The 12,596-nt window shown below is 68.5% G+C and carries 11 protein-coding genes; 2 read left to right on the top strand and 9 right to left on the bottom strand.

Annotated features, from left to right (window positions below; all coding sequences use genetic code 11):
• The 9 genes from A5791_RS21325 to eccCa form a co-directional block, all read right to left on the bottom strand.
• Positions 1-1,386: a hypothetical protein gene (locus A5791_RS21325; RefSeq protein ID WP_067241085.1), complete on the bottom strand. Its 1,386-nt coding sequence runs from the start codon at positions 1,384-1,386 to the stop codon at positions 1-3.
• 2 nt (positions 1,387-1,388) lie between these two features.
• Positions 1,389-1,706 carry a type VII secretion target gene (locus tag A5791_RS21320; protein ID WP_067241083.1) on the bottom strand — a complete coding sequence of 106 codons (318 nt, stop codon included), beginning with the start codon at positions 1,704-1,706 and terminating at the stop codon, positions 1,389-1,391.
• 47 nt (positions 1,707-1,753) lie between these two features.
• Positions 1,754-3,091 carry a phosphoglucosamine mutase gene (glmM, locus tag A5791_RS21315; protein WP_067241081.1) on the bottom strand — a complete coding sequence of 446 codons (1,338 nt, stop codon included), beginning with the start codon at positions 3,089-3,091 and terminating at the stop codon, positions 1,754-1,756.
• 124 nt (positions 3,092-3,215) lie between these two features.
• Entirely contained in the window at positions 3,216-3,704 is a 489-nt protein-coding gene (gene rpsI, locus A5791_RS21310; protein ID WP_082967060.1) for a 30S ribosomal protein S9, read from the bottom strand.
• Positions 3,701-4,144 (bottom strand): 50S ribosomal protein L13, encoded by a 444-nt coding sequence (gene rplM, locus A5791_RS21305; RefSeq protein ID WP_067241079.1) that lies wholly within the window; start codon positions 4,142-4,144, stop codon positions 3,701-3,703. The genes rpsI and rplM overlap by 4 nt, the downstream gene beginning before the upstream one ends.
• A 259-nt stretch (positions 4,145-4,403) precedes the next feature.
• A complete protein-coding gene (locus A5791_RS21300; protein ID WP_067241077.1) occupies positions 4,404-4,700 on the bottom strand; it encodes a WXG100 family type VII secretion target in 297 nt (98 codons plus the stop codon).
• A gap of 11 nt (positions 4,701-4,711) precedes the next feature.
• Positions 4,712-5,038 (bottom strand): WXG100 family type VII secretion target, encoded by a 327-nt coding sequence (locus A5791_RS21295; RefSeq protein WP_156661535.1) that lies wholly within the window; start codon positions 5,036-5,038, stop codon positions 4,712-4,714.
• A 62-nt stretch (positions 5,039-5,100) separates the two neighbouring features.
• Positions 5,101-6,387, bottom strand: coding sequence for a type VII secretion-associated protein (locus A5791_RS21290; protein ID WP_067241259.1), 1,287 nt, complete (start codon positions 6,385-6,387; stop codon positions 5,101-5,103).
• Positions 6,384-10,046: a type VII secretion protein EccCa gene (gene eccCa, locus A5791_RS21285; protein ID WP_067241075.1), complete on the bottom strand. Its 3,663-nt coding sequence runs from the start codon at positions 10,044-10,046 to the stop codon at positions 6,384-6,386. The genes A5791_RS21290 and eccCa overlap by 4 nt, the downstream gene beginning before the upstream one ends.
• A 140-nt stretch (positions 10,047-10,186) precedes the next feature.
• Between eccCa and eccD the strand changes: the two genes are divergently transcribed.
• Together eccD and mycP are read left to right on the top strand one after the other, a co-directional pair.
• The gene (gene eccD / locus A5791_RS21280) at positions 10,187-11,542 is read left to right on the top strand and encodes a type VII secretion integral membrane protein EccD (protein WP_067241073.1); all 1,356 of its coding nucleotides are present in this window, start codon (positions 10,187-10,189) and stop codon (positions 11,540-11,542) included.
• Positions 11,542-12,596: type VII secretion-associated serine protease mycosin (gene mycP, locus A5791_RS21275; protein ID WP_067241070.1), on the top strand; the 1,055-nt coding region annotated here is incomplete at its 3' end. The genes eccD and mycP, both read left to right, overlap by 1 nt.

Below are 12,596 nucleotides of genomic sequence, written 5' to 3'. Positions count from 1 at the left end.
TCACTGCCCCGCCTGCGGCAATTCGTCGGCGGCGATCTCACACGGGGTTGAGCCGCCGGAAGGGCCGGGAGGTGGCCCCTTCGCCGGGGACGGCGCGGCCGCGGGCGGCGCGGGTGGCGCAGCCGCCGGCGGTGCGGGCGGTACCTCGCCGCCGGGCGGCTGACCAGCTGGCGGCGATTGGGCCGCGGCTAACGGCTCGGCCGCCGGCGGCAGGTCTGCTTGTGGAGTCCCGTCGGCCGGCGGCGCCGTGGTCCCCGCGGCGTTGGTACCGCGATGCTTTCCGGCCTCGTCGACCTGTTCGGGCCCGTCTTCGCCGAAAGGCTCTTCCGGGTCCAGAGGATCGTCCAACGTCGACGGTCCGGACGATTGATCAGCTGCCGAACCCAGCAGGCCACCCATCGCCTCGACGATCCGGTTGGCCAGTCCGGCCAGTCCGCCACCGTCAGCAAGGCCATCGAGTCCCCCGAGCCCGTCAAGTCCGCCGCCACCGGCTGGGGGCATGGCCGCGCCCTCACCAGGCAAAGCCCCCAATGGCGGCGCGGGTTGAGGCAACTCTCCGGCCGGCGCCAGCGGTGTCGCGGGCGGTGCCGGATCCCCCGCAGGGGTGCGAAGGGAAGCGACGGGTGCGACCGCCGCGGCAGCCGGTGTTGGCGGGGAGCTCGGTGTGGCCGGCTGGAACGGTTGGCCGCGCGGACCGAGGTCGCCGGGGATGTCGAAGGATGCCGTCGGCGCGGCAGCAAACCGGTCGGTGACCATGTCGTACGACGCCGCCACCCCGGCCTGTGTCGAACGCATCGCGGTCAACCACTCGACGCGAATGTCGCTGTCGACGTACGGAATTATCTGCTGGCGAACCAGCTCTTCGGCCGTTGCGCGATCGCCTGCCCCGGTGGTGACTGCCTGTACAGCGGCCGACCACTGCGGGCGATGCCCCTGGGTACGGTCGTCGATGTCGATGACCGTCGTGACCTTGGCGTCGAGCAGGTGCCACAGGTTGTCACGCAGCGACTCGCACCGCTGCGCGGCCGCGCGGAGTTCGGCGGCCACCACGTTCGCCGCATCGCAATGACGCTGCAGAAACCCGACGGCAGAATCGCCTCCCGGTCCGGTCCACGCGGCATCCAATACGGCGACCTGGGCACGCTGTATCCGCAGTGCTTCGGTAACCGCGGACGCGGCCGCGCGTAGTTCGGCGCAGTCGCTGTCGAGCACGCGAAGATCCAGCCCGTCCTCGCTGCCGTACCAGTCACGCACCTGCGAGGGATGCGCGGTCAGGTCCGGATGCTGGTAGCCCAGCAGTTGACTGGCCCGCACGTATGCCTGGGTGTGCTCGACGGCAGGCCGGCCCTCGGCGAGGCGCTCGGCGACGTTCAACCGGTCGGCCACGATCAGGCAATCCGGGCCGCTGCGTACAGTTCCGCGTCGGCATAGCGGCCGGCGCCCACGCGCAGCGCGACGGCGATTTCGCCGGCCGCCCGCGACCATTGCGACAACTCGGCAGCGACGCGTTGCAGCCCAGCACGCAGCGCGTCACCACGAGCGACATGCGCCCGGCCCGCACTGGCGCCGTCGAAGGCCAGCCTCGCCAGATGGTCACCGGCGGCGCGATCAACCAGATCGGCGGCCGCGTCGAACTGGTCGGCCACCGCCCGTACCGCCGCCACGTCGATACCGGCGTGCCCATAGCTTTTGATGTCGGATCTCATACCTAATCCGACGCCGGACACCACGCCCGGGTTCCAGCATTCTCAGGTCAGCGCTGTGCGCTGACCGCATCGGCGACGCGCGTGGCCACCCGGCGTGCGATGTCTTCTTCGGCCGCTTCCACCATCACCCGGATCATCGGTTCAGTTCCGGAGGGGCGCAACAGAATTCGTCCGGAATCGCCCAGCTCGGCCTCGGCCTCAGCGACGGCGGCCTGCACCGAGGGCGCCGCGGCAGCCGTCGCCTTGTCGGCGACCCCGACATTGATCAGCACCTGTGGCAGCGTCTTCATCGCGGAAGCAAGGTCGGCCAGCGACCAACCCGTTTGCGCCATGCGCGTCATCAATCGCAAACCGGTGACAATGCCGTCACCGGTGGAGCCCAGGGCCGGCATGACGATATGGCCGGACTGCTCGCCGCCCAGGCTGTAGTCCCCGGCGCGCAACTCCTCCAGGACGTAACGGTCGCCGACGGCGGTCGTGCGCACGCTGACGCCGGCGGAACGCATCGCCAGGTGCAGCCCCAGGTTGCTCATCACTGTGGTTACCAGAGTGTTCGACGCCAACTCGCCGGCCTCCTGCATCGCCAGCGCCAGCACCACCATGATGGCGTCGCCGTCGACCAGTTGTCCCTCCGCGTCGACGGCCAGGCACCGGTCGGCATCGCCGTCGTGCGCCAGACCGAGATCGGCACGGTGGGCGATCACCGCCGACCGCAGCGCATCCAGGTGCGTCGAGCCGCACGCGTCATTGATGTTCAGCCCGTTGGGCTCGGCGTGGATCGCGATGACTCGGGCGCCGGCCGCGCGATAGGCGCGCGGTGCCGCGGACGACGCCGCGCCATGGGCGCAGTCGACCACCACGGTCAGGCCGTCGAGCCGAGTGCCGGCCGCCTTCCCTACTTGGCGCAGGTAACGCTCCATCGCGTCGTCGGCGTCGACGACACGGCCGATCCCCACGCCTACCGGGCGCAACCCCGGCCCCGCCGCGACTAGATCTTCGATCTCGTCTTCGGTGTCGTCGTCCAACTTGTGGCCGCCCGGGCCGAAGATCTTGATGCCGTTGTCCGGCATCGGGTTGTGTGACGCCGAGATCATCACTCCGAAGTCGGCGTCATAAGCACCGGTCAGATAGGCCACCGCGGGAGTGGGGAGCACCCCGACGCGCAGCGCGTCGACGCCCTGGCTGGTCAGGCCCGCGATCACGGCGGCTTCCAGCATCTCCCCGCTGGCCCGCGGATCGCGACCGACCACAGCGACGCGCCGGCCTGGTTCGCCTGAGCTCGCCAATCGCCCCGCCGCCGCGGCACCCAATGCCAGTGCCAGCTCGGCGGTCAACTCGCGATTGGCGACCCCGCGAACGCCGTCGGTGCCGAACAGTCGACCCATGCGGAAAAACCTCTCACAATCAGCGGTCGTGCATATACCCACTTTTGGCCGCGAGCGTGCGTGGCGGTACGCGGACACGCCGTCGAACGCGCACAAATATGCACGCTCGCAGCCAAAAAGTGATTCAGCGCTTGCTGTACTGCGGCGCCTTGCGGGCCTTCTTCAGGCCGTACTTCTTGCGCTCGGTGGCGCGCGGATCACGGGTGAGGAAGCCGGCCTTCTTCAGCGCGGGCCGGTCCTCGGGCGACGCCAGGATCAGCGCCCGGGCAATGCCCAGCCGCAGCGCGCCGGCCTGACCAGACGGACCGCCGCCGTGGAGGTGGGCGAAGATGTCGAAGCTTTCCACTCGGTCCACGGTGACCAGCGGGGCCTTGATGAGCTGCTGGTGCACCTTGTTGGGAAAGTAGTCCTCGAGGCTGCGGCCGTTCAGGTTGAACTGGCCGGTGCCGGGCACCAACCGCACCCGTACGACGGCCTCCTTGCGCCGCCCGACGGTCTGAATGGGCCGATCGAACACGAACGATTCGCGTGGCCGCGTCGGAGTCTCGGCCGGGGCCTCCGGCTTTTCGGTAGTTTCCGGGGCTCCGGTGGTTTCCAGGCTGGTCTCGGTCATTGCGCCACCTGCTTGATCTCGTACGGAACCGGCTGCTGAGCGGTGTGGGGGTGCTCCGGGCCGGCATAGACGCGAAGCTTGCGCTGGATCTGGCGGCTGAGCTTGTTCTTGGGCAGCATGCCGACGATCGCCTTCTCCACCACGCGGTCGGGGTGCTTTTCCATCAGCTCGCCGATCGTGCGTTTGTGCAGGCCGCCGGGATAACCCGAGTGGCGGTAAGCCATCTTGTGCTGCAGTTTGTCGCCGCTGATGGCGACCTTGTCGGCGTTGATGACAATCACGAAGTCACCGCCGTCGACATTGGGGGCGAACGTCGGCTTGTGCTTGCCGCGCAGCAGGTTGGCTGCCGCGACGGCAAGGCGGCCAAGCACCACGTCCGTGGCGTCGATGACGTACCACGACCTCGTGGTGTCACCCGCCTTGGGCGCATATGTAGGCACAGCGCTTACCACTCTCTCTTCGAGCCCGTTGTCGGGCAGGGATCCCGGTGCTAACCGGGTGCCGGTCAGGCGTCAACGACGGGGTTGGTCTCGGCGACCGACATTGACCCGAGGCCCCGTGTACCCGTACGCCAACCGAGCAGCTTACCGAGGCGCATCCCCGCAGGTCAAAATGACTGTGTGGTCCCGACGGCTCTCCTCCGTCGGGACCACACAGAGCTCTTGGGCGCGGCTACCGCCGCGCAGTGTCTGTTAGCAGCTATCGTGCCCAGGTGCCGGCCGCCCGGCGGTCCGCGTCCGCCACGTCGTCGGCGCCGTCACGTACCGCGTTGCCGAGGTCGACCAGGATCTCGTTGAGCGCGGTCGCCGCCTGGTGCCACTTGAGCTGCTCTACCTGGTATGCGGCGGCCGCTTCCCGGGTCCACTGCTGCTGCAGCGGCGCAATCTGTGAGCTGAGCTCCTGCAGCGCGGCATTGAGCCGGGCCGAGGTGTGATGGATCTCCTGGCGAACGGAGTATTCGATTTCGCCGAAGTTGTACGACAACACTGGGTCCACAGGTCATCCCCTCACAGGTTTCCGCCGACGGCGGCGATGTGGTGCGCGTGGTGGTGACCGGCTTCGCGCAGCACGGCCTCGTTGTGCCGAATGGTCTCGGCGATCGTGTGCAGTACGTGGTAGAGCCGCGTCGACTCGACGTTCCACCGATCTACCACGTCCTTGAAGCGGGCTGCTGCCGGCCCGCCCCACACCGATGCCGGTACCGAGCCCATCCTGCCGATGAACGCCTGCAGCATCGCCCGGATTTCCTCGTTGCGGGCATCGGTCGTGGCCGCGACGGACCTCATCAGGTCGAAATCGGTGCTCAGCGTGTTGGCGCCTGACGGTGTGCTCACCTGCTCCCCTTTCGTTCCGATATCAAGTAGGACCGCGTCGGCGCCGATTTGGTTCCACCGACTTAGCCGACCGCGTGGGCCGATCGCACCGCCTGATCGCATACACCACGAACAGCGTCCTCGTCGCCTGGCCGGCTCTGGCACCCGACACTGATCCGCACCGTTCCGTCCAGCAGCACCGTCCACCACACCTGATGTGCAGCACGCACCTCGCGGTAGGTGACCGCCGGCCGGCCGGCGCTGGACCCTGCCGGGTTGAAGTCGACGAATACACCCACGGGTTCGGCGTCGATGGCCTCTTTCAGCCGTTCTGCGGCCCGAGCCAGCGTCTCGCCCACGACCGGCGATTGAGTCACGTGCAGCGCCACCTCAGGATCCGCCGGTGACGTCACCTGGATCCGCGCCGAGCCGGGGCCGTCAACCACCCGCTGAGTGGGCCAGTCGGCCGGAACCTTCAGTGCCACCCGGCCTTCGACCAGATATGTGGCGGGAGCCTGCCCCGTGGACAGCACAGCGTGGCGGCGCACCGGTTCCGGCGCGGGCAGGGCCAGCACTAGCACGGACAGGACGGCACCGGCAGCTCCAACACCAGCAAGCTTTCGGCCGCGGAACCCAACGGGGGCGGCTGCCACGGGCCACGCCCCGGACTGCTCGGGCGGCGGCGTCGTTGCGGGCGGCCGGGCCAGTCCGGCCAGCCGGCGGCCGTCGATTTGCAATACCCGCCGGGCAGTGTCGCGCACCGCATCGGTAATCGCCTCCGCGAGCGCCGTCGCCGCGGCAATATGGCTCGGCGCATCGATCACCACCACCGGCGACGCGCCCCGCGTCATACCGGCGATGACATCGGCGACGTCCTTGGCGGCGTCCTGGGCGATGACATCGGCGACGTCCTTGGCGACCAGCTGCGACTCCGACCGCCGGGGCACCGCCTGGATTCCCGCGCCGACCATCGCCACCAACCGTTCGCCGATTTCCACGATGACCATTTCCTCCGGAGCGGAACCGGGCGAGGCCCGACCCAGCAACCACGAGCGCGGTCGCACCTCTACGTCGTCGGCGTCGCGGACCGACGCCTTCGCCGCCGCCCTGACCAACCCCACACGTGCCGGCGGCCACCACGAAGGGTGCACCACGGTCACACCGGCAGAGCCACCGCAACACACCGATCGCAACACGGACCGCCACAGCGAGTCGACGGCAACCGGACGCGCGTCCACCAGCGCCACCGGATCGTCCATCGCACTCAGCGCCGCTGCGCTCATCGCAACATCGGCGAGCACCTCTGTGCCGCAACACAATCGGCGGACGATTCCCGGTCCCGCCTCGATCACCGCGCGGTGTGGACTCATCGCGGCGGACTCCATGCTATCTGTACCATTCGTTCGTCACCGGCGCCGGCGATCAGAACGCCGCGACCCGGTGGCAGCACTTCCGGACGGCCGGACCCCAACAACGCGCCCTCATCAGGGTTTCCGCTCATCCTCAATCCCGTGCACCCGAGTTCTCGCAATGCGGCCAGCAGGGGCTCGAACATGGCGCGTGCCGCTCCCCCACTGCGCCGCGCCACGATCAAGTGCAAACCGAGATCGGTTGCATGCGGCAAGTATTCGAGCAATTCCAGCAACGGGTTGCCCGCCGTCGCGACCAGGTCGTAGTCGTCGACCACGAGGTAGATATCCGGCCCGGACCACCAGGCCCTGGCCAGCAGTTGGGCATGGCTCAGGTCCGGCGGAGGCATCCGCTCCCGCAGCGACTCGACCAGATCAGGGAACCAGGCCCGCAGGGCGGCCGGCGACATGGCGTGGGCGTCAACATGTTCCGAATCAACGGCGCCGAGCAGGGTGCGCCGATAGTCGACGATGAGCAGTCGCGCTTGTGCGGCGGTCCTGGTGCGGACGATTTCGCGGCACAGCAACCGCAGCGCGGCGGTCTTCCCACAATCGTTGTCCCCCAAGATCAACAGATGCGGGCTACGCTCGAAATCGACTGCGACCGGTCGTAATCGACACTCCTCGATGCCCAGCAGGATGGCCGCGCCGGATTCGCTACTGGCAACGAGGCCCGCATAATCCACCCGCGCGGGCAGGAGCGGTATCGGAGGGGCGACCAATCCGCCCTCGCGTCGCACTCCGACGTCCTCACCGGGCGACGCGATCAGCATGTGCAGCCCGTCGCGGGAAAGGCCGCGCCCCGGCCGGTCGTGCGGCACCTGCTGGGCTCGCTTGCGGTCCACGTCGGAATCGGCGGGATCGCCCAGCCGCAACTCGATACGGGTGCCGATCTGATCCTTCAACGACGGCCTGATCTCGGCCCACCGCGACGCCGACACCACGACATGCATCCCAAACGAAAGCCCTTGCACCGCCAGGGCAGCGATCGACTCTTCCAGTCTGTCGAACTCACGGCACAGACCGGCCCAGCCGTCGACGACCAGGAAGACATGGCCCCATCCTGAGATGCCGTGGCTGCGCAAGCGCTCCTCCCGCGATCGGAGCACCGAATGCAATTCGGCGACCATGCGCCCGACCAGCCGCGGCTCGGCTCTGCCGGCGACATCGCCCACCTGCGGTAAAGCGCGCAACGAGGCGAGCGTTCCACCGCCGAAGTCCAGACAATAGAACTGCACCTGACCCGCGTCGTGAGTGGCCGCGAGCGCCTTGATCAGCGTCCGTAACGCCGTCGATTTGCCCGTTTGCGGTGCGCCCACCACCGCGACATTGCCTGCGGCTCCCGATAAGTCGACCATCAGCGGGGTGCGGCACTGCTCGAAGGGATTGTCGACGACGCCGATCGGTACGCGCAGCACGTGTAGCTTGGAGCCAGCGCTGGATAGCACCGCGCTCAGTTCCCTCGTCGCCTCCAGTGGCGGCAGCCAAACCTGGTGTGCGGGCGGCCCGTGCCCAGACAGCCGGTCCAGCACCGCCTGCAGAACGGTGCGCGCCGGTCCTCCGCTCGATCGCATCGCGCCGGTCGCCGTGACCGCTCCGCTCGGCGCCGCGGTGAAGAGCTGCACCGCTGGCGGTTCCGTGCGCATCGGCATCTTCTCCGGCTCAATCGGCGTTGAGACGTATGCGGTCTGAAAGCGGACCAATTCGCCGGTCGCCGAGCGCAGCAGGCCCGCGCCAGGGGTATTGGGCAACTGATAGGCATCTAGTGTTCCCAGGACGGTCCGTGAATCGCTGGCGGACAACGTTTTCAGGCACAGCCGATACGACAGGTGGGCCTCCAGCCCGCGCAACCGGCCCTCGTCGAGACGTTGACTGGCGAGCAGCAGATGCATGCCCAGGGAGCGGCCGAGCCGGCCGATGGCCACGAACATGTCGGCGAAATCGGGATGTTGGCTGAGCAGTTCGGAAAACTCGTCGACTACGATGAACAGCGTTGGCAACGGCGTCAGCCGAGCGCCGGCGCGGCGCGCCTCCTCGTATGCCGCCACGCTGACGAAGTTGCCTGCAGCGCGGAGCACATGCTGGCGACGGTTCATCTCGCCGGCCAATGCGTCGCGCATCCGCGCAACGAGGTGGGCTTCCTCGGCGAGATTGGTGATCACCGCGGCCACATGGGGCGCCCGGGCCAGGTCGAGAAACGTTGCGCCGCCTTTGAAATCGATCAGCAACAGGTTGAGCACCGTCGGCGAGTTGCGTGCCATCATGCCCAGTGCGACGGTGCGCAGCAGCTCCGACTTGCCCGAACCGGTGGCTCCCACGCAGAGTCCATGCGGCCCCATCCCGTTCTCGGCGGGCTCCTTGATGTCGAGCTCCAGCGGCATCCCGTCCGTCGTGGTTCCGATCGCGACGCAGAGCCGATCACGGCGATTCTGGCCGCGCCACAATATGATCGGGTCGAAAGAGCCGACGTCGCCGATGCCGACCAGATCCAGCCAGCCAGTATCCAGGACGCGGCCAGATGGTTCGCCCACCCGGTAGGCCGCCAGCCGGTGGGCACATATCAGCGCGTCTAGCAGCGTCATCTGGTCGGGACGCGTCAACTCCTCCGCTTCGCCGCGATGCCGGACCACCAGCGGCACCGCGTCGCCGGTGCTGCCCACAGTGATGACGCATGCGCCGGGGATCGAGCAGCCGACGGCGGGCTCGTCTGAATCGCAGACCACGACCACAAGCGGCGGTGCGGCAACTTCGGTGAGTGTCGCCTGGACCTCCGCCAGCGTCGAGTACACCAGGCGGGCCGAGCCGAGGGTGTCGGCGGTGTTCGGATGTTGGTTGTGCGGCAACCACTTCAGCCACTCCCACTCGGCGCGCCGCGGTGCGCCGATCGCACCGGCAATCAGCATCTGGTCCGGCGGGTGCAGCACGGCCAGTTGGCAGACCATGGCACGCATCAACGCCCGCGCCCCGACCGAATCACCGTCGATCACCACGGTCTCACCGGCGCGCAACGCGATCGCGACGGGTAGGTCCGCGACCATCGAATGTGCCCGCAGGAACCGGCGCAGCGCGGCAGTGGTGACCGGGTCCGACCGTTGCCCAGGCCGCGGCTCCGGCGCGACCAAGCGGCTGGCGAGCGGCCGTCCTCCCAGGCCGACACGGGCCACATAGAAGTCGGACCGCTCCCACATCCGTGGTCCGCCGATCAGCGTCCACAACGTATCCGGGTCGGGATGGTCTCGGCGCAACGAACACCGTTGTGCTGCGGCAATTTCGGTGACGGTCCGGCGCAGGCCGCTCAGGTAGCCGAGGTAGGCGACGCGGTCAGCCGCAATTCTGGCGCCTTGCCCGCGACCACGTCCCGTCAGCGCCGTCACCACCACCGACATCAGCAACACCATCGGTAAAGCCAAGAACGTCGGATTACGGCTGACACCCGATCCCGAGAAGAATGCCGCCGCCATCACCCCAAGGGTCGCGACGGACGTCAGTGCCGGCAGCAGCCGCATGAGCAGGCCCGATGCTGTCGGGTGCGCCACCTCGGGCGGCGCCGCGACCGCGATGTCGGCGCCATCGATTGTGGGCGGCGGACGCCGCGTAGCGGGCGCGAAACTCGTTGTCATGACCGCCTTCCTGAGAGCGTGACGACGCTAGGTGGCATCGGAGACCGATCGCAAGTCACTGTGGATCGACGGATACCGCGTCATCGCGATCCCGGTAGCGTGCCGATTCGGCACCGCCACTGCGAGCCTCCGAGGGGCCAATGTTCTCTGCATCCGATCCTGGGCTGCGCCGGGTCTGCGTTCATGCCGGCGAGTCCGCCGTCGACTTGGCCCTGCCCGCCGCGGTGCCGGTCGCAACGCTGATTCCGTCGATCATCGACATCCTGGACAGCCGAAGCGCCAATCACTTCCCGACGGGCACAGCTGCGCGGTACCAATTGTGCCGGCCCGGCTCATCCGCGTTCCCGATGTCGACGACATTGGCGCAAAACGGTATCCGCGACGGCGCCGTGCTGGTGTTGTATCCGGCCGCCGTGGATATTCCCGCGCCGGTTTGCGACGACTCGGCCGAATCGGTGTCGGAGGCGCTGGAAGCCGCCGACCCGGCCTGGAACCGGCAGGCGGCCGCCGCTGCGGCCGGCTGCATCACCGGGGTCGGCTGCCTCGTTCTCGCGCGTAACGCCTTGTACCACAATGCCTCTGGCATAACGGTTGTTGTGTCGCTGGCCGCCTTGGCGGCACTTGCGGCCGCCGCACTCGCGCATCGCGGGTATCAGGATCGCATCGCCGGTCTCACGCTCAGCGTCATCGCCATCGCTTTCGCGGCGGTTGCCGGCCTGTTGGCAATCCCCGGCCCGCCGGGTGCCGCCCATGTGCTGCTGGCCGCGATGACGGCGGTGGTCGCGTCCGTGTTGGCAATTCGCGTAACCGGCGGCGGCGCAATAACATTGACCGCGCTGTCGTGTTACGCGGTTGCCGTTGCTGCGGCGGCGCTGGCGGCAGTTCTCACCGCGGCCCCATTGCACGTCATCGGATCCGTATCCGCGCTCGTGTCGCTGGGTCTGCTGGAAGCGTCCGCGCGGCTGTCCTTGACATTGGCGGGATTGTCGCCGCATCTGACAAGCGGACAGGTCGAACCCGCTGCCGATTGCCCGAGCTCCAAAGCGATCCGCGCGGACGCCTGGCTGACCAGCCTGTTGGCCGCATTCTCGGCGTCGGCCGCCACCGGCGCCATCGCCATCGCGCTCGCCGGCCGAGGGGCATCGCGTATTGGCTGCATCGCACTGGCCGCCCTCACCGCTGCACTGCTGTTGCTGCGCATCAACGATGGGAGAAATATGATCGTGTATGTCGTGAGCGGAATCGCGACGGCAGGAACAACATTCGCGGTCGTCGCGGCCGGCATTCCGGCGTGCGGGGCATGGATTGCCGGGATGACCGCGTTGGCGGCGGCCGCCGCGATCTACCTGGGTTTCGTGGCTCCCGCAAGACCGCTTGCGCCCGCGGCGCGACGAGGCATCGAGGTGCTGGAATGTCTGGTGCTGGTGGCGATGGTGCCGTTGACCGGCTGGGTATGCGGCCTCTACAGCGCCGTTCGCAGCGTGGACCTGAGGTGATGCGAGCGGCACCACTGCCGGCGATAACAGCGCTCCTCTTCCTGTGTGGGGCGCCCACGGCGCAAGCGGTTTCGCCGCCGTCTGTCGATGACAAGTGGCTGCCGCAACCGGCATTGCCTTCGCCGCCGCAGCCGACCGTGCAGCTAGAGGTATGCGCGGCGCCGCCGGCCGACGACGGACCCGACCGGTCCCCGCGCCACGCCGGCACGCCCGCGCAGTTCGCAGACCTCGACCTGCCGGCGGTATGGCAACTCACGCGCGGTGCGGGACAACGGGTCGCGGTCATAGACACCGGCGTGGCTCGACACCGTCGGTTGCCCAAGGTGGTGGCCGGAGGCGACTACGTCTTCACCGGCGACGGTACCCAGGATTGCGACGCACACGGGACGCTGGTGGCCGGGATTATCGCTGCCACAACGGATTCCAAGGACGACGAATTCGGCGGGGTGGCTCCCGATGCCACGCTGATCAGCATCCGGCAGTCCAGTGCCAAGTTCGCTGCGGTGGCCAACCGGTCGAGTCGTGGGTTCGGTGACGTCGACACGATGGCGAAGGCCGTCCGGACAGCCGCCGACCTCGGCGCGTCGGTGATCAACATCTCCTCGGTTGCCTGCGTCGCCGCCGCATCGGCTCTCGACGACCGCGCGCTCGGCGCCGCGCTGGCCTACGCGGTCGACGTCAAGAACGCCGTCGTCGTCGCCGCGGCCGGCAATACCGGCGGCGCGGCGCAGTGTCCGCCTCAACGGCCCGGTGCGACGCGGGAGACCGTCACGGTTGTGGTCAGCCCCGCCTGGTACGACGACTACGTGTTGACCGTCGGTTCGGTGAACGCCGACGGCGCCCCGTCGGCCTTCAGTCTCGCGGGGCCATGGGTAGATGTGGCCGCGATCGGCGAGCAGGTGACCTCCCTCGGTTCGGCGCCACTGTCCGGAACCAGCTACGCAGCGCCGGTGGTCAGCGGGTTGGCCGCGCTGATCCGGGCCCGGTTTCCGGCGCTCACCGCGCGGCAGGTGATACAGCGCATCGAGTCCACTGCGCACCACCCGCCCGGCGG

The organism is Mycobacterium sp. 852002-51163_SCH5372311, from assembly GCF_001667115.1.
In the GTDB taxonomy this organism is placed as follows: Bacteria; Actinomycetota; Actinomycetes; order Mycobacteriales; family Mycobacteriaceae; genus Mycobacterium.
Note: the sequence above shows the minus strand (reverse complement) of the source record. Positions and strands in the feature narration are given on the sequence as shown.

Coding starts and splice junctions, on each gene's coding strand:
- A5791_RS21320 (WP_067241083.1), bottom strand. CDS start 1,706: ATGAGATCCGACATCAAAAGCTATGGGCACGCCGGTATCGACGTGGCG.
- A5791_RS21290 (WP_067241259.1), bottom strand. CDS start 6,387: ATGAGTCCACACCGCGCGGTGATCGAGGCGGGACCGGGAATCGTCCGC.
- glmM (WP_067241081.1), bottom strand. CDS start 3,091: ATGGGTCGACTGTTCGGCACCGACGGCGTTCGCGGGGTCGCCAATCGC.
- eccCa (WP_067241075.1), bottom strand. CDS start 10,046: ATGACAACGAGTTTCGCGCCCGCTACGCGGCGTCCGCCGCCCACAATC.
- eccD (WP_067241073.1), top strand. CDS start 10,187: ATGTTCTCTGCATCCGATCCTGGGCTGCGCCGGGTCTGCGTTCATGCC.
- rpsI (WP_082967060.1), bottom strand. CDS start 3,704: ATGACCGAGACCAGCCTGGAAACCACCGGAGCCCCGGAAACTACCGAA.